The sequence below is a fragment of the Streptomyces canus genome (genome assembly GCF_001514145.1).
Classification (GTDB): Bacteria; Actinomycetota; Actinomycetes; order Streptomycetales; family Streptomycetaceae; genus Streptomyces; species Streptomyces canus.
Genome location: NZ_KQ948669.1, coordinates 112,483 through 130,045, shown reverse-complemented (window position 1 = coordinate 130,045; position 17,563 = coordinate 112,483). Strand labels below are relative to the sequence as shown.

General features: G+C 69.5%; 14 protein-coding genes. 3 read left to right on the top strand and 11 right to left on the bottom strand.

Annotated features, from left to right (window positions below; genetic code table 11):
• Positions 1-112: 112 nt before the first annotated feature.
• The 7 genes from AQJ46_RS36135 to AQJ46_RS36105 form a co-directional block, all read right to left on the bottom strand.
• A complete protein-coding gene (locus AQJ46_RS36135) occupies positions 113-1,318 on the bottom strand; it encodes an acyl-CoA dehydrogenase family protein (protein ID WP_057608269.1) in 1,206 nt (401 codons plus the stop codon).
• Positions 1,319-1,323: 5 nt separating this feature from the next.
• Entirely contained in the window at positions 1,324-1,830 is a 507-nt protein-coding gene (locus AQJ46_RS36130) for a MaoC family dehydratase (protein ID WP_059209577.1), read from the bottom strand.
• 5 nt (positions 1,831-1,835) lie between these two features.
• Positions 1,836-2,795 carry an HpcH/HpaI aldolase/citrate lyase family protein gene (locus AQJ46_RS36125; protein WP_059209576.1) on the bottom strand — a complete coding sequence of 320 codons (960 nt, stop codon included), beginning with the start codon at positions 2,793-2,795 and terminating at the stop codon, positions 1,836-1,838.
• Entirely contained in the window at positions 2,792-4,840 is a 2,049-nt protein-coding gene (locus AQJ46_RS36120; RefSeq protein WP_057608266.1) for a protein meaA, read from the bottom strand. The genes AQJ46_RS36125 and AQJ46_RS36120 overlap by 4 nt, the downstream gene beginning before the upstream one ends.
• Before the next feature lie 17 nt (positions 4,841-4,857).
• A complete protein-coding gene (gene ccrA, locus AQJ46_RS36115; protein ID WP_199873651.1) occupies positions 4,858-6,195 on the bottom strand; it encodes a crotonyl-CoA carboxylase/reductase in 1,338 nt (445 codons plus the stop codon).
• Between the two features lie 400 nt (positions 6,196-6,595).
• Entirely contained in the window at positions 6,596-7,408 is an 813-nt protein-coding gene (locus AQJ46_RS36110; protein WP_059209697.1) for a TetR family transcriptional regulator, read from the bottom strand.
• A gap of 160 nt (positions 7,409-7,568) precedes the next feature.
• A complete protein-coding gene (locus tag AQJ46_RS36105; RefSeq protein WP_059209575.1) occupies positions 7,569-9,374 on the bottom strand; it encodes a 3-hydroxyacyl-CoA dehydrogenase family protein in 1,806 nt (601 codons plus the stop codon).
• 376 nt (positions 9,375-9,750) lie between these two features.
• Here AQJ46_RS36105 and AQJ46_RS36100 point away from each other — a divergent pair, with 376 nt between their 5' ends.
• The gene (locus AQJ46_RS36100) at positions 9,751-10,326 is read left to right on the top strand and encodes an adenylosuccinate lyase (protein ID WP_059209574.1); all 576 of its coding nucleotides are present in this window, start codon (positions 9,751-9,753) and stop codon (positions 10,324-10,326) included.
• 241 nt (positions 10,327-10,567) lie between these two features.
• On the opposite strand, the gene AQJ46_RS36095 is transcribed toward AQJ46_RS36100, so the two are convergent.
• From AQJ46_RS36095 to AQJ46_RS36080, 4 genes are all read right to left on the bottom strand, one after another.
• Positions 10,568-11,098, bottom strand: coding sequence for a GNAT family N-acetyltransferase (locus AQJ46_RS36095; protein ID WP_059209573.1), 531 nt, complete (start codon positions 11,096-11,098; stop codon positions 10,568-10,570).
• A gap of 41 nt (positions 11,099-11,139) precedes the next feature.
• The gene (locus AQJ46_RS36090) at positions 11,140-11,538 is read right to left on the bottom strand and encodes a RidA family protein (RefSeq protein ID WP_057608261.1); all 399 of its coding nucleotides are present in this window, start codon (positions 11,536-11,538) and stop codon (positions 11,140-11,142) included.
• Positions 11,539-11,595: 57 nt separating this feature from the next.
• Positions 11,596-13,173, bottom strand: a complete 1,578-nt coding sequence (locus AQJ46_RS36085) for an alpha/beta hydrolase (protein ID WP_059209572.1) — start codon at positions 13,171-13,173, stop codon at positions 11,596-11,598.
• 134 nt (positions 13,174-13,307) lie between these two features.
• A complete protein-coding gene (locus AQJ46_RS36080; protein ID WP_059209571.1) occupies positions 13,308-14,345 on the bottom strand; it encodes an Rv2578c family radical SAM protein in 1,038 nt (345 codons plus the stop codon).
• A gap of 133 nt (positions 14,346-14,478) precedes the next feature.
• Between AQJ46_RS36080 and AQJ46_RS36075 the strand changes: the two genes are divergently transcribed.
• Positions 14,479-14,922 (top strand): SRPBCC family protein, encoded by a 444-nt coding sequence (locus AQJ46_RS36075; protein ID WP_059209570.1) that lies wholly within the window; start codon positions 14,479-14,481, stop codon positions 14,920-14,922.
• A gap of 148 nt (positions 14,923-15,070) precedes the next feature.
• On the top strand, positions 15,071-17,446 hold the full coding sequence (locus AQJ46_RS36070; protein WP_059209569.1) for an MFS transporter: 2,376 nt from the start codon (positions 15,071-15,073) through the stop codon (positions 17,444-17,446).
• Positions 17,447-17,563: the final 117 nt, after the last annotated feature.

Genomic DNA, 17,563 nt, shown 5'->3' with positions numbered 1-17,563 from the left:
ATCGTACCGGTCGTGGGCCACAACTGGGCAAGCCAGGAAGCCGAGTCGGCGGCTGAACCGACTTGACGGGGTGTGATCTTCTTCTCCAAGAAAACACCCCGTATCCGGACATCTAGCCCTGGAACCGATACTCTTCGAGCAGCCTGCGACCGATGATCATTTTCTGGATCTCGGCGGTACCTTCACCGATGAGCAGCATCGGAGCCTCACGGTAGAGGCGCTCGATCTCGTACTCCTTGGAGAAGCCGTAGCCGCCGTGGATCCGGAAGGCGTCCTCCACGACCTCCTTGCAGTACTCGGAGGCGAGGTACTTCGCCATCCCTGCCTCAAGGTCGTTTCGCTCACCGGAGTCCTTTTTGCGTGCCGCGTTGACCATCATCGCATGCGCGGCCTCGACCTTGGTAGCCATCTCGGCCAGCTTGAACTGAATCGCCTGGTGCTGAGCGATCTGCTTGCCGAAGGTGTGACGCTGCTGGGCGTACGAGACGCCCAGCTCGAAGGCGCGCTGAGCGACGCCGCAGCCACGCGCCGCCACGTTGACGCGGCCCACCTCGACTCCGTCCATCATTTGGTAAAAACCTCGGCCGGTGGCCCCGCCGAGCACACGGTTGGCCGGAAGTCGCAGGCCATCCATGATCATCTCGGTGGTGTCGACACCCTTGTAGCCCATCTTGTCGATCTTCCCGGGGATGGTGAGGCCGGGGCGGACCTCTCCGAACCCGGGCTCCTTCTCGATCAGGAAGGTCGTCATCGACTTGTGGGGCGCGGTGCCCTCAGGGTGTCCTTCATCACTTCGGACGAGAACGGCGACCAGACTTGACGTTCCGCCGTTCGTCAGCCACATCTTCTGACCGTTGAGGACGTACTCGTCACCGTCCTTGACCGCCTTGGACGTGATGGCGGACACGTCCGAGCCGAGCGCCGGCTCCGACATCGAGAAGGCACCGCGGATGTCGCCGGCCGCCATCCTCGGCAGGAAGTGGTCCTTCTGCTCCTGAGTGCCGTGCTGCTTGAGCATGTACGCCACGATGAAGTGGGTGTTGATGATGCCGGAGACCGACATCCAGCCGCGGGCGATCTCCTCCACACACAGCGCGTACGTCAGGAGGGACTCGCCCAGACCGCCGTACTCCTCGGGGATCATCAGCCCGAACAGGCCCAACTCCTTGAGCCCGTCGACGATCTGCTGCGGGTACTCGTCGCGGTGCTCCAGCTCGGTCGCGACCGGGATGATCTCCTTGTCCACGAAGTCGCGGACGGTGGAGAGGATCTCCTGCTGGATGTCGGTCAGTCCCGCTGTCTGGGCGAGGCGTGCCATGGGGGTCAGCCCTCCTGAAGTTCCGGGCGGCCGGGCTGCTCGCCGCCGCGCTCCTTGATGTAGGTCTCGGTGGGCACCATGACCTTGCGGCGGAACACGCAGACCAGCGTGCCGTCCTGCTTGTAGCCCTTGGTCTCGACGTACACGATCCCGCGGTCGTTCTTCGACTTGGACGGCCACTTGTCGAGCACGGTCGTCTCGCCGTAGATCGTGTCGCCGTGGAAGGTCGGCGCCACGTGCCTGAGCGACTCGATCTCCAGGTTGGCGATCGCCTTGCCGGAGACGTCCGGCACGGACATGCCGAGCAGCAGGGAGTAGATGTAGTTCCCGACCACGACGTTCTTGCCGAAGTCGGTCGTCTTCTCCGCGTAGTTGCTGTCCATGTGCAGCGGGTGGTGGTTCATGGTCAGGAGACAGAAGAGATGGTCGTCGTACTCCGTGACCGTCTTCCCGGGCCAGTGCTTGTAGACCGCCCCGACCTCGAACTCCTCGTAGGTGCGTCCGAACTGCATCGCGCTCAGCCTTCCGGGATCTCGAACTTGGACGTGCGCTGCATGCCGGCCGCACGGCCCTTGCCGGAGATGACCAGCGCCATCTTGCGGCTGGCCTCGTCGATCATCTCGTCGCCGATCATCGCGGAGCCCTTCTTGCCGCCCGCCTCCGACGTGTAGTACTCGTACGCGTCCAGGATCAGCTCGGCGTGGTCGTAGTCCTCCTGGGACGGCGAGAAGATCTCGTTGGACGCCTCGACCTGGCCCGGGTGCAGCACCCACTTGCCGTCGAAGCCGAGGGCCGCGGCGCGCTGGGCGACCTCGCGGTAGCCGTCGACGTTGCGGATCTGCAGGTAGGGGCCGTCGATCGCCTGGAGGTTGTTGGCGCGGGCGGCCATCAGGATCTTCATCAGGATGTAGTGGTAGGCGTCCGCCGGGTAGCCGGGCGGCTGCTCACCCACGACCAGCGACTTCATGTTGATCGACGCCATGAAGTCGGCCGGGCCGAAGATGATCGTCTCGACGCGCGGGGACGCCGTCGCGATCTCGTTGACGTTGTTGAGGCCCTGGGCGTTCTCGATCTGCGCCTCGATGCCGATCTTGCCGACCTCGAAGCCCATCGTCTTCTCGATCTGGGTCAGCAGGAGGTCGAGCGCCACGATCTGCTCGGCGGTCTGCACCTTCGGGAGCATGATGCAGTCGAGGTTCGGGCCCGCCCCCTCGACGACCGTGACGACATCGCGGTACGTCCACTCGGTCGTCCAGTCGTTGACGCGCACGACCCTCGTCTTGCCGGTCCAGTCACCCTCGTTGAGGAACTTGACGATGGTGTGCCGCGCCTCGGGCTTGGCGAGCGGGGCGCACGCGTCCTCCAGGTCGAGGAAGACCTGGTCCGCCGGGAGGCCCTGCGCCTTCTCCAGGAAGCGGGGGTTGCTTCCCGGCACCGCGAGACACGAGCGGCGGGGACGCAGACGGTTGACGGTCATGCGGGGACCTCCAGGGGGTCGAGCTTGTTCGCTTTCCGGATCTCGTCGACGATGCGGCCGATGATTCCGGTGATGTCGAAGTCCTTCGGGGTGAAGACCGCGGCCACGCCGGCAGCCCTGAGCTGTTCGGCGTCTCCATTGGGGATGATCCCACCGGCGATGACAGGTACATCTGTGGCGCCTGCCACATGCAGCCTTTCGAGCACGTCCGGCACCAGCTGCGCGTGCGAGCCCGACAGGATGGACAGACCGACCGCGTGCACGTCCTCGGCCAGGGCCGCGTCCACGATCTGCTCGGGGGTGAGCCGGATGCCCTGGTACACCACCTCGAAGCCGGCGTCCCGCGCGCGTACGGCTATCTGCTCGGCGCCGTTGGAGTGCCCGTCCAGGCCCGGCTTGCCGACCAGGAAGCGCAGCTTTCCGACGCCCAGGTCCTTCGCGGTCACGTCGACCCTGCGGCGGACGTCGGCCATGGCCGAGCCCTCCTCCGCCGGGACCGCGACCGGCGCCGACGACACGCCGGTCGGGGCGCGGAACTCGCCGAACACCTCGCGCAGCGCCCCGGCCCACTCGCCGGTCGTGACCCCGGCGCGGGCGCACTCCAGGGTGGCCTCCATGAGGTTGGCGGTGCCCTTGGCGGCCTCCTTCAGCTTCTCCAGCGCCTTGCAGGGGCGCGGGTGGTTGAAGGGCGGCTGGTAGCGGGTGTCGCGCCAGTGCTGGAGCCCCGAGATCACCCGGGCCTCGACGGCCGGGTCCACCGTCTGGATGGCGGTGTCCAGGTCGGCCGTCAGCGGGTTCGGCTCGGTCGTCTCGAAGATGTTGACGCCGATGATCTTCTCCTGCCCGGACTCGATACGGGCCCGGCGCTCGGCGTGCGAGGAGACGAGCTGAGACTTCAGATAGCCCGACTCGACGGCGGCCATCGCGCCGCCCATCTCCTGGATCCGCTCGATCTCCGCGAGGGACTCCTCGACCAGCGTGCTCACCTTCGCCTCGACGACGTGCGAGCCCTCGAAGATGTCCGCGTACTCCAGCAGGTCGCTCTCGTAGGCCAGCACCTGCTGCATCCGCAGCGACCACTGCTGGTCCCAGGGCCGGGGGAGACCGAGGGCCTCGTTCCAGGCCGGCAGCTGGACGGCACGCGCGCGTGCGTCCTTCGAGAGCGTCACGGCCAGCATCTCGAGGACGATCCGCTGGACGTTGTTCTCCGGCTGCGCCTCGGTCAGCCCGAGGGAGTTGACCTGGACGCCGTACCGGAAGCGGCGGTGCTTGGGGTTCTCGATGCCGTAGCGCTCACGCGTGACCTTGTCCCAGATACGGCCGAAGGCGCGCATCTTGCACATCTCCTCGATGAACCGGACGCCCGCGTTCACGAAGAAGGAGATACGGCCGACGACATCGCCCATGCGCTCCTGCGGCACCTGGCCGGAGTCCCGGACGGCGTCCAGGACCGCGATCGCCGTCGACATCGCGTACGCGATCTCCTGGACCGGCGTGGCGCCCGCCTCCTGCAGGTGGTAGCTGCAGATGTTGATCGGGTTCCACTTCGGGATGTGGGAGACCGTGTACGCGATCATGTCGGTCGTCAGACGGAGGCTCGGCCCCGGCGGGAAGACGTGCGTCCCGCGGGACAGGTACTCCTTGACGATGTCGTTCTGGGTCGTGCCCTGGAGCTGGGTGATGTCCGCGCCCTGCTCCTCGGCGACGACCTGGTAGAGCGCCAGCAGCCACATGGCGGTGGCGTTGATCGTCATCGAGGTGTTCATCTGCTCCAGGGGGATGTCCTGGAACAGCCGGCGCATGTCACCGAGGTGCGCGATCGGCACGCCGACCCGGCCGACCTCGCCGCGGGCGAGGATGTGGTCGGAGTCGTAGCCGGTCTGCGTCGGCAGGTCGAACGCGACCGACAGGCCGGTCTGCCCCTTGGCGAGGTTGCGCCGGTACAGCTCGTTGGACGCCTCGGCCGTGGAGTGACCGGCGTACGTGCGCATGAGCCACGGCCGGTCCTTCTCCCGCTTGCCTTCGGCAAACTGACGCTCAGTCATCTATGACCCCGGGTGTCTCAGATGTTGCGGAAGCGGTTGATGGCGTCGATGTGCTTGGCGCGCATCTCCTCGTCGCGCACGCCGAGACCTGCCTCGGGGGCCAGGCACAGCACGCCGACCTTGCCCTGGTGGAGGTTGCGGTGCACGTCGTAGGCCGCCTGGCCGGTCTCCTCCAGGGAGTAGACCTTCGACAGCGTCGGGTGGATCTTGCCCTTCGCGATGAGCCGGTTGGCCTCCCAGGCCTCGCGGTAGTTGGCGAAGTGCGAGCCGATGATCCGCTTCAGTGACATCCACAGGTAGCGGTTGTCGTACTCGTGCATGTAGCCCGAGGTCGAGGCGCAGGTGGTGATGGTGCCGCCCTTGCGGGTGACGAAGACACTCGCGCCGAACGTCTCGCGGCCGGGGTGCTCGAAGACGATGTCGATGTCCTCGCCGCCGGTGAGTTCGCGGATGCGCTTGCCGAAGCGCTTCCACTCCTTCGGGTCCTGGGTCTGCTCGTCCTTCCAGAACTTGTAGTCCTCGGCGTTGCGGTCGATGATCGCCTCGGCGCCCATCGAGCGGCAGATGTCCGCCTTCTGGTCGCTGGAGACGACACAGATCGGGTTGGCGCCTCCGGCCAGCGCGAACTGCGTGGCGTACGAGCCGAGTCCGCCGCTCGCACCCCAGATCAGGACGTTGTCGCCCTGCTTCATGGCGGCGCCGTTGCGGGAGACGAGCTGTCGGTAGGCGGTGGAGTTCACGAGCCCCGGGGCTGCGGCCTCCTCCCAGCTGAGGTGGTCAGGCTTGGGCATCAGCTGGTTGGACTTGACCAGCGCGATCTCCGCGAGGCCGCCGAAGTTGGTCTCGAAGCCCCAGATGCGCTGCTCGGGGTCGAGCATCGTGTCGTTGTGGCCGTCCGAGGACTCCATCTCGACCGAGAGACAGTGCGCGACGACCTTGTCGCCGGGCTTCCAGGCGTTGACGCCCGGGCCGGTGCGCAGGACGACGCCCGCGAGGTCGGAGCCGATGATGTGGTACGGCAGGTCGTGCCGCTTGGCCAGGTCGTTGGTACGGCCGTAGCGCTCCAGGAACCCGAAGGTCGACAGCGGCTCGAAGATCGAGGTCCACACCGAGTTGTAGTTGACACTCGATGCCATGACGGCGACCAGGGCCTCACCCGGGCCCAGCTCGGGCACCGGCACGTCGTCGAGGTGGATCGACTTGCGCGGGTCCTTGTCGCGGGTCTGCAGGCCCGCGAACATCTCCGTCTCGTCCTTGTGGACGGTGATGGCGCGGTACGACTCGGGGAGCGGCAGAGCGGCGAAGTCGGCCGGAGTCGAGTCCGGCGACTGGATCGCGTCCAGGATTTCCTTCACGGTCACGGTGTTGCCTCCGGCGAATGGCGTCTTGAGGGGAGACGCTGAGGGTTACGTCGGTGCCGTCGGTTCGGCGGTCATGCTGTTCGGCAGCGCTTTGTGGCGCGGGAGGTTGCCTGTGACGCAGGCGTCCGGGCGGGCAGGTTGGGGGTCCCCCCAGGCCGTTCGGGCACTGGGGGAGACTTGCTGGGACAGCCGGCGTACGTATGGTCTCTGCACGCCGGCCGCCCGGACACCTTCAACGTAAGACACCGCGTGCCACCGTGCAAGGCACTGAGTGCCAGAGATTCCCCTCAGATGAAATCTTTACGTAACAAATGAGCGATGATCGATCAAAGCTACCGGTGAGTAGGGATCAATCGGGCGCCATCGGTCGCCGGACTCGACGCGCCCACGCTCGTCAGCGCTCCTTGAGTGCCTGCTCGATGGCCCGCATCACTTCGTCGAGCGGCGCGTCGGTGCGAGCGACGGTCACCAGGACCTCTCCCTGAGAGGCCACGGAAGCCGGGGCCGGCCGCGGCGCAGTGGTGTCCCGCCCCGCCCCGATTCCCGTCCCGAAGGTCTTCCGCACGATGGCGAAGGCGTGGTCCAACTGCGCCTCCACGTCGCCCTGTCCCCCGGCCCGGAGCCACCGCCGCAGCACGTGGTTGTGCGCGGTGACCACGGCGGACGCGGCGACCTCCGCCAGCAACGGATCGTCGTTGGCGTCGTCGTCGTGGGCGTGCTCGTCGAAGTGCCCGAGCAGATAGCGCGTGAACAGCCGCTCATAGCGGGCCACCGAGGCGATCTCCGCCTCGCGCAGCGTCGGCACCTCGCGCGTCAGCTTGTAGCGGGCGACCGAGATCTCCGGCCGGGCCGCGTACATCTTCATGACTTCCTTGATGCCGCGGCACACCGTGTCGAGCGGGTGCTCGTGCGCGGGGGCCGCGTTCAGCACGGCTTCCGCCCGGATCAGAGTGTCGTCGTGATCGGGGAAGATCGCCTCTTCCTTGGAGCGGAAGTGACGGAAGAAGGTGCGACGGGCGACCCCGGCCGCGGCCGCGATCTCGTCGACAGTGGTTGCCTCGTACCCCTTGGTGGAGAACAGCTCCATCGCGGCGGCCGCCAGTTCTCGGCGCATCTTGAGCCGCTGGGCGGCCGCACGACTGCCTGCGGCGCTTTCCGGCGCGTCGGACGTGGCTGGTGTACGGGAGGACTTGGCGGGCTGGGACATGACCCGAACGTACTGCATGTGCGCAGGTTGGTGCGCGTGTCCCGGGGTTGTCCCGCCCGGGGCCGGCGGGCAGGGGCCGGACCCCGTCAGCGGGGGGTGACTGCCCGGGTCGAGCAGTCCACCCCAGTCCTCACCGTCGGTGAACCAGTCGCCGGGACGCTCAGCGCCGGGCATATTCGCGGAAGCCACGGCCGGTCTTGCGGCCGAGGCAGCCCGCTGCCACCAGGTGCTCCAGGAGCGGGGCCGGAGCCAGTCCCGGGTCACGGAACTCGCGGTGCAGGACCTTCTCGATCGCGAGCGAGACGTCCAGGCCGACGACGTCCAGGAGTTCGAAGGGGCCCATCGGGTAGCCGCCGCCCAGCTTCATCGCCGCGTCGATGTCGTCGAGGGAGGCGTAGTGCTCCTGGACCATCTTGATCGCGTTGTTGAGGTACGGGAAGAGCAGGGCGTTCACGATGAAGCCCGCACGGTCGCCGCAGTCGACCGCGTGCTTCTTGATCTTGACGCAGACCTCGCGGACCGTCGCGTGGACGTCCTCGCCCGTCAGGACCGTACGGACGACCTCGACCAGCTTCATCGCGGGCGCCGGGTTGAAGAAGTGCATGCCGATCACGTCCTGCGGCCGCGAGGTGGCGCGGGCGCAGGCGACGACGGGCAGCGAGGAGGTCGTGGTGGCCAGGACCGCGCCCGGCTTGCAGACCTTGTCCAGCGTCTGGAAGAGCTGCTGCTTGATCTCCAGGTCCTCGGCGACCGCCTCGACGGCGAGGTCGACGTCCGCGAAGGACTCGTACGAGCCCGCCGCGGTGATCAGGTCCAGGGTCCGCGCGGCCGCCTCGGCGGTCATCCGGCCCTTGTCGACAGAGCGCGAAAGGGACTTGCCGATACGGGCCTTCGCCGTCTGCGCCTTCTCCTCGCTGCGGGCGGCGAGCACGACCTCGTAACCGGCCTTGGCGAAGACCTCCGCGATACCGGACGCCATCGTGCCCGAGCCCGCGACGCCGACGGAGCGGACCTCGCGGCCCTGGTTCCGCTCGGAGCTCTCCAAGGGCGTCAGCGCGTCCCGCACGACCGTCGCGCTGCCCGGAGCCTCGTAGGTGTAGAAGCCGCGTCCCGACTTACGTCCCGTCAGGCCCGCCTCGCTGAGCTGCTTGAGAACCGGGGCGGGGGCGTGCAGCCGGTCGTGGGACTCGGCGTACATGGCCTCCAGGACCGTCCGCGCGGTGTCGATGCCGATCAGGTCCAGCAGCGCCAGCGGGCCCATCGGCAGACCGCAGCCGAGCCGCATCGCGGCGTCGATGTCCTCGCGGGAGGCGTACTTCGCCTCGTACATCGCGGCCGCCTGGTTGAGGTAGCCGAACAGCAGCCCGTCCGCGACGAAGCCGGGCCGGTCGCCCACCGCGACGGGCTCCTTGCCGAGGTCCAGGGCGAGGTTGGTGACCGCGGTGACCGCCGTCGGCGCGGTGAGCACCGAGGAGACGATCTCGACCAGCTTCATCGCGGGCGCCGGGTTGAAGAAGTGCAGGCCCAGCACGCGCTCCGGGCGGGCCGAGTCGGCGGCCAGACGGGTCACGGACAGGGCGTTGGTGCCGGTCGCGAGGATCGTGTCGGGGCGCACGATCCCGTCGAGCTCGCGGAAGATCTGGTGCTTGATCTCGTACGACTCCGGAGCCACCTCGATGACGAGGTCGGCGTCGGCCGCGGCCGTGAGGTCGGTGGAGGTGCGGACACGGGCGAGGACGTCCGCGCGCTCCTGCTCGGTCAGCCGGCCGCGCTGCACGGCACGGGCGGTCGCGGTCTCCAGGGTGGCGGCGGCCTGGGCGGCCGCGGCCTCGCTGATGTCGATGCCGACGACCTCGCGGCCGGCCCTGGCGAGGACCTCGGCGATGCCGGTGCCCATGGTGCCGAGGCCGATCACGGCGATCGTCCTGAGCGGGGACAGGGAGGGGTCGGACAGGGGAGTGGCCATCGCGGAACTCCAGGAATGAGGGTGACGACTGGGAGCGCGACCCGGTACGCCGAGGGGCGCACCGGGTGCGTGAGGAACTGCTGAATGCGGGTGTTGCCGGGTTGCGAGCGCACACGCCCGGGCCGTCGTCGCGGGCATTGCACATGCCCGGAGAACGGTGGAACCGACCGGCCCTGTCCCAGGCCGGGTCGTGCTGGTGGTACCCGAGGTACCGAACCGACTGCTCTCGCGGCGGCTGCGTCACCAGGCCACCGCAAGGAGTTCCACGAGTGGGTAACTCGCTCGTCTGAGCTTAACCGGTGGGTAACGAGCGCGCCAGCCCTCGGATTTGTGATGTACGTCCCGCGCTCCGGGCGGGCCCCCTAACCTCGGGTTCATGGACGAAGAGTTGCGATCACTCACGGAGCGTTTACGGCAGGAGTCGGGAGCGTCGGCCGCCTACGACCGTCTGATGGCGACCGAGGACCTCGACGAGCTGGCCGGGGTGCTCACCGAGCCCGGACAGCCGCTGTGGGCCCGGGAGCTCGCCGCGTTCCGGCTGGGCCTGGCCGGGGACCGCCGGGCCTTCGAGTCCCTCGTCCTGCTGCTCAACCACCGGGATCCGCCGCGCTGCGCCGCCGCCGCGTACGCCCTCGCCCGTCTCGACGACCCGCGCACGGCCCGCGCGGCCGCCGCCCTCGCCACCAACGAACTGCGGGTCGCCTACGCCCTGCACCCGGTCCGGCTCCTGGCCGACCTGCGCGCCCCCGAGTCCGTGCCCGCCCTCATCACCACGCTGGAACGCCGACTGCGCCCGCACGACCCCTACCGCCGGGTGGCGCTCGCCTGCGTGGACGGCCTGGGCACCCTGGCGGACACCCGCGCCCGACCCGTACTGAACGAGGCGCTCGCGCATCCCGCGCTCGCGGAGGCGGCGGTGCGGGCGCTGGCCCGGATCCCGAAACAGCGGTGAGCCGGCCGGGGGCGTGCGGGGCGCTGTCGGGCGCGGGGTGGGTGGCGGACGCTGAGTTGCCTGGCATCCGCGGCTGGCGCCGGCCGCGGCCGCTGCTCGCAGGGCGGTGAGGTGCGGACGCGGGCGAGGTCGCCGGGACGGCGCCGGTGCGCGCCGTGTCCGGCAGTGGGTGCGGGCCGTACGGCGGACGCGGGCGAGGGCGTCTGCGCCTCCCGCGCTCCACCGCCACGGCGGCGGGCGGTCAGGCGTTGAGTGTCCGGGCGTACCGGAGCTCCGGCACCAGGACGCCGTCCGCCTCGAAGGGCTCCTCGGTGCCGTCGGCCTCGAAGCCCGCCCGTTCGTAGAAGCGGCGCGCGCGGGTGTTGTCCTTGAGGACCCACAGGTACATGCGGTCGTGGCCCACGGCCGTGCGGTTCCACAGGGCCTCCAGCAGCAGGGCGTGTCCGATGCCGGTGCCGTATCTCCGCGGGTCCACGTAGACGGCGTACAACTCGGCGTCGGCGGTGCGGACTTCGCCGTCCCGGTACGGGCCGTGGCAGGCCCAGCCCATGACCTCGCCGTCCCACTCGGCCACGAGGTTCACGACGCTGCCGTCCCCCTGCCCGAAGCGGGTGCGGTGCCGCTCGGCGTCCCGCGCCACGCTCATGGCGTCGAGGTACGACTGCGGGATCAGGCCCCGGTACGCGCTCTGCCAGCCGCGGACGCGGATCTCGGCCACACGGTCGCAGTCGGCGAGGACCATCGGGCGGATGAGGAGTCGGTCGTCGTCCATGGCGGCACCCTAGGCATCACCCGCCCGCTCCGGCCCCGGATTTATTCGCCCACCACCGCGAACGCCTCCACCTCCATCAGGAACTCCGGCCGCACCAGCGCCGCCACCTGCACGGCCGAGGCCGCCGGCAGCCGGTCGTCGGGTATGTGCTCGGCCCGGGCCGCACGGAGCGCCGCCATGTGGGCCATGTCCGTGACGAAGTAGGTGAGCTTGACGACGTCGTCGAAGGTCGCGCCGGCGGCGGTCAGGCAGCGGCGGAGATTCTCGAAGACCTGGCGGGCCTGGGCCGCGGCGTCGCCCTCGCCGACGAGCTTGCCGTCCTCGTCGAGGGCCACCTGGCCCGAGAGCGCGACGAAACGGCCACGGCCCAGCACCACGTGGGAGTACTGGGCCGCGGGGGCGACCCCGGCGGGGGCGGGAATCCTGGTCAGCTCACTCATGCGTCCATGGTGGACCACGGCACTGACAACGCCCGTCCCCGACGGAGCGTCAGGCGCTCAGCTTCGGGCGCCGAGCAGCCGGTGCAGCGCCGCGCCGCGCGAGGATGTCGACGCCGTCTTGGCGGTCAGCGGCTTCGGATCGGGCAGCGCCTCGCAGACCGCGTCGGCCTCGCCGCCGCCACGCGGCACCTTGCCGTCGGTCAGGTACGCGGCGAGGTACTTGTCCAGGCAGGTGTTCCCGCTCAGCGTGATGCCGTGGTTGCCGCCGCCCTCCTCGACGACGAGGCTGGATCCGGCCAGCAGACGGTGGACCGTCGCACCGCCCTCGTACGGGGTGGCCGCGTCGTTCGTCGCCTGGAAGAGCAGCGCCGGCGGCAGCTTCCCGTTGGCGATGTTCACCGGCTTCAGCGAGCCGGTCGGCCAGAACGCGCACGGCGCGTTGTACCAGGCATTGCTCCAGGCCATGAAGGGGGCCTTCTCGTACACGGCCCAGTTGTCCTTCTGCCACTGCCGCCAGTCACGCGGCCAGGAGGCGTCACGGCACTGCACGGACGTGTAGATGCTGTAGCCGTTGTCCCCCGACGCGTCCACGGCGCCGAAGTTCTCGTACGCGTCGACCAGCGGGTCGGCGTTCTTGCTGTTCACGTACGCCGCGAACGCCTCGGCCAGGTAGGGCCAGTAGCCGTTGTAGTAGCCGCCCGGAATGTAGGTGTCCTCCAGCTCCGAGGCGCCGACCTTGCCACCCGCGGGCTTCTTGGCGAGGGCCGCCCGCATCGCGTACCACTTGGCCTCGATCTTCTCGGGGTCGGTGCCGAGCTTGTACGTCGCGTCGTACTTGGCGATCCAGGCCATCAGCGCGCGGTGCCGGTCGTTGAACGCGTAGTCCTGGCCGAGGTTGTCGTCGTACCAGACGCCGGTCGGGTCCACGATCGAGTCCAGGACCAGGCGGCGCACCTGGTGCGGGAAGAGCTTGGCGTAGACCGCGCCCAGGTAGGTGCCGTACGAGTAGCCGAAGTAGTTGATCCTCTTGGCGCCGAGGGCCCGGCGGATGGAGTCCATGTCCTGCACGGCGCTGATGGTGTTGATGTACGGCAGCACGCTCGCGTACTTCCGGCCGCAGGCCGCGGCGAAGGACTTCGCCCGCTCGAGGTTGGCCTTCTCGATCGCGGGCGTGCTCGGCACGGAGTCCGGGCGCACCGGGTTGAAGTAGCCCGGCTTGCAGTTCAGGGCAGGCTTGCTCGCGCCCACCCCGCGCGGGTCGAAGCCGATGACGTCGTACTGGGCCGCGACGGCCTTGGGCAGGCCGGAGGCGATGAACCCGGCGAAGGTGAGACCGCTGCCGCCGGGGCCGCCGGGGTTGACCAGCAGCGGTCCCTGGTACTTCTTCGCGGTGTGGGGGACCCGGGACAGCGCGAGGGTGATCTGCCGCCCGCGCGGGTTCGCGTGGTCGAGCGGCACCTTGAGGGACGCGCACTGAAGGGTCGGGTAGTCGGCGGTGCCGCACTTCTTCCAGGTGAGTCGGGCGGCGGATGCGGTGGGTGCGGACTGCGGGTCGCTGGCGTCGGCGGGGACGGCGGTGAAGGTGCCGGCCACGACGACCGCGGCACCGCACAGCACGGCTGCGCGTTTTCTCATGAAGTCCTCCCAGGACGGAGGGTTTCGGCCGCGAGGGTCACGGTCCACGCCGCATCGTCCCGGAAAGTCCGCCCGGAAGAACGTGTTCTGACAATACTTGACCCGATTGGGCCGTCCGATGCCCTCGAACGCTCTCAGATCAACGTGAGTTGGACAGGGTCGGACATCGGCGCGACCTCGGGCTCCGGCTCCCGGATCCGTCGCGGCATCCCCGCGCCCGCGGGACCGATGCCGTACTCCTGGGCCAGCTCGTGTACCTGACGGGTGATCCGGCGCTGGTACCACTTCGGGGCGTAGGCGCCGTCCGCGTAGAGCCGTTCGTAACGGCGTACCAGATACGGGTGCTCCCGGTTCAGCCAGGCCATGAACCACTCCCTGGCGCCCGGCCGCAGATGCAGCACCAGCGGCGTGACCGACGTGGCCCCCGCGGCGGCGATCGCCCGCACGGTGGCCCGCAGCTGTGCCGGCTGGTCGCTCAGGAACGGGATCACCGGCGCCATCAGCACCCCGCACCCGATCCCGTGCTCGCCCAGTGTCCGTACGACGTCCAGGCGCCGCTCCGGAGCCGGTGTGCCCGGTTCGACGGTGCGCCACAGCTCGGGGTCGGTGAAGCCGACCGACACGGAGATCCCGACGTCCGTCACCTCGGCGGCCTGGGTGAGGAGGTCGAGGTCCCGCAGGATCAGCGTGCCCTTCGTCAGGATCGAGAAGGGGTTCGCGTGGTCGCGCAGGGCGGCGAGGATGCCCGGCATCAGGCGGTAGCGGCCCTCCGCGCGCTGGTAGCAGTCGACGTTGGTGCCCATCGCTATGTGGTCGCCCGCCCAGCGGCGCGAGCCCAGCTGGCGGCGCAGCAGCTCGGGGGCGTTCACCTTGACCACGATCTGCGAGTCGAAGCCGAGACCGGTGTCCAGGTCGAGATAGCTGTGGGTCTTGCGGGCGAAGCAGTACACGCACGCGTGCGTGCAGCCCCGGTAGGGGTTGACCGTCCACTCGAAGGGCATGCGGGAGGCGCCCGGCACCCGGTTGATGATCGAGCGGGCCCGGATCTCGTGGAACGTGATCCCGGCGAACTCGGGCGTGTCGAAGGTACGGCTGACCACCGCGTCGGCGCCGAACAGGGCGGCGTCGGTCCGTCCGTGTTCGGCGGACTCGGTGAGGTTCTCCCAGCGCATGAGGCCTCCTCGGTAGCACTGCCCCCGAGTGAAACACTTGTTCGAATTTCTGTGCAACCCCGATTTGGGTGCCCGTAGGCGCGGGTGGTTGGCTTGCCCCGACCCCGAGAACTTGAAGTCCTGGAGGAAGTCGATGGCGCAGGTCGAGGCCACTACGGAGCGGATCGTCGCGGCGGACGCGGAGAAGGTGTTCGACGCCGTCGCCGACTACAGCGGCACACGCGGGAAGGTACTTCCCGAGCAGTTCAGCGAGTACGAGGTGCGCGAGGGCGGTGACGGCGAGGGCACCCTCGTCCACTGGAAGCTCCAGGCCACCAGCAAGCGTGTGCGCGACTGCCTCCTGGAGGTCACCGAGCCCACCGACGGCGAGCTCGTCGAGAAGGACCGCAACTCCTCCATGGTCACCACCTGGCGGGTCACCCCGGCCGGCGAGGGCAGGTCCCGGGTGGTCGTGACCACCACCTGGGACGGTGCCGGCGGCATCGGCGGCTTCTTCGAGAAGACCTTCGCGCCCAAGGGCCTCGGCCGGATCTACGACTCCCTCCTCGGCCGGCTCGCCACCGAGGTCGAGAAGTAAGTCCCCGGCGCCCGGCGGATGTTGATCTCGGTCACCGGATCGAGTGGATCTCCGTAGGGCCTCCCGGTATGCCGTAACTCGTCGCGCTTGGTCGTAGTTGTCGCCTAAAGCGGGAATTGCGTGGCAGGCGCGACGAGGGGAGCGAGACGTGGGCGTGACGACTTGGGTGCACGAGGAACGGGTCGAAGCGCCCCCCGAGCCCCCCGCCCCGCCCGTCGAACTCGGCCCGCGCCGGGTGCGGTTGGTCTTCTTCGGGCTGATGCTCGCGCTGCTTCTCGCCGCGCTGGAGCAGATGATCGTCGCCACCGCGCTCCCGAAGATCGTCGGTGAGCTGCACGGCCTGGACAGGATGTCCTGGGCGATCACCGCCTACCTGCTCACCGCCACGATCGGACTGCCGGTCTACGGCAAGCTCGGCGACCTGCTGGGCCGCAAGGGCGTCTTCCAGTTCGCGATCGTCGTGTTCGTCGCCGGCTCCGCGCTCGCCGGACGGGCCGGGACCATGGACCAGTTGATCGCCTTCCGCGCGGTTCAGGGTGTCGGCGCGGGCGGCCTGATGATCGGGGTGCAGGCGATCATCGCCGACATCGTGCCGCCCCGGCGGCGCGGCCGTTTCATGGGCCTGATCGGCGCCGCCTTCGGACTGGCCTCCGTCGCGGGCCCGCTGCTCGGCGGCTACTTCACGGACCACCTCTCCTGGCGGTGGTGTTTCTACATCAACGTGCCCTTCGGTCTGCTGACCCTGGCCGTCGTCACCGCCGTACTGAAGCTTCCCAAGCCCCGTGTCAGGCCCCGGCTCGACATCCTGGGCACCCTCCTGCTCGCCGCCGCCTCCACCTGCCTGGTGCTGCTGACCAGTTGGGGCGGCACCGAGTACGCCTGGGACTCGCGGGTCGTCCTCGGACTCGGCGCCGGGGCCGCCGCCTCCGCGGTGCTCTTCCTCGTCGCCGAGCACGTCGCCGCCGAACCCCTCATGCCGCTGAGGCTGTTCAAGGACTCCGTCTTCAACATCACCGCTCTGGTGGGCCTGGTGATCGGCGTCGCGCTCTTCGGGGCGGCGAGCTATCTGCCGACCTTCCTCCAGATGGTCGACGGGGCGAGCGCCACCGAGTCCGGACTGCTGATGCTGCCCATGATGGCCGGGATCGTCGGCGCCTCCATCGTCTCCGGGCAGCTCATCAGCCACACCGGGCGCTACCGGATCTGGCCGATCCTCGGCAGTGCCCTCTCCGTGGTGGGCATGTGGCTGCTGTCCCGCCTCGAGGCCGACACACCCCGGCTGCACTACAGCGTCTGGATGGCCGTCCTCGGCGCCGGGATCGGCATGGTGATGCCGGTGCTGATCCTCGCCGTGCAGAACTCCGTCCGCCCCGCCGACCTCGGCACCGCCACCAGCGCCAACAACTACTTCCGGCAGATCGGCGGAAGCGTCGGAGCGGCCGTCTTCGGCACGCTCTTCGCCGAGCGGCTCGCCGACGCGCTCACCGAGCGACTGCCGACCGGTGCCGGGCTGCCCGACCCGAAGTCCATCACCCCGCAGCTCGTCCACGCACTGCCCCCGGAGCTCCGCGACGGCTACATCCGGGCCTACGCCGACGCCATGCCGAGGATCTTCCTCTACCTCGTGCCCGTCCTCGCCCTCGGCCTGCTCCTCGCCTTCTTCCTCAAGGAGAAACCGCTGGTGACCCACGACGCCCCCGAGACGGCGACCGCGGCGGTGAACGCCACGGTCCCGCAGTCGCTTCCGTCGTACACCGGCACCGCCGGGGCGGCTCCCGTCCGCGGCACGGTGCAGCACTGCGACGGCACCGTCCTGCCGCGGGCCGCGCTCACGCTCATCGACGTGGCCGGTACGCAGATCGGGCGCGGTGCCAGTGGCGAGGACGGGCGGTACGCGCTGTCGACGCCCGGACCGGGGGCGTACGTGCTCATCGCCGCCGCGGGCGGTCACCAGCCGCAGGCCGTCTCGGTGACGGTCGGCGAGCGTCCCGTCGAACTGGACATCGTCCTCGGCGGCGCCGGATGGCTGGCGGGCCGTGTCCGGACCGCCGACGGCATTCCTGTGCGGGACGCCGCCGTCACCCTCACCGATGTGCACGGCGAGGTCGTGGCCACCACCCGCAGCGGAGACGAGGGCGGCTACGCCGTCACCGAACTGGTCGCGGGGGAGTACACCCTCGCCGCGAGTGCGCCCGCGTTCCGCCCCGCGGCGCTCCCCGTCACCGTCCAGGCCTCCCGGGAGACCCGCCAGGACGTCGAACTCGCGGGCGGCGCGGTGCTGCGGGGCACCGTGCGGGCCGGTGCCGGACGGTCCGTCGAGGACGCGCGCGTGACGCTCCTGGACGTGGCCGGCAACGTCGTGGACACCTTCACGACCGGCCCCGACGGCACCTTCCGCTTCGCCGACCTGTCCTGCGGCGAGTACACCGTCATCGCCGCCGGTTACCCGCCGGTCGCCACCGTCCTCCAGGTGGCCGGAGCCGGCCGGACGGAGCGCGATCTCCAGCTCGGGCACGAGGACTGACGGAGCGTCAGAACGGGGCGCGCCGGGGGTGATCCCCTCCGGGCCAATTCCCGTATTGCCGCACACCGTGGCTGCCCGGCGCCGTACGGTGGAGCAGGCGGGCACAGATCTTGCGGA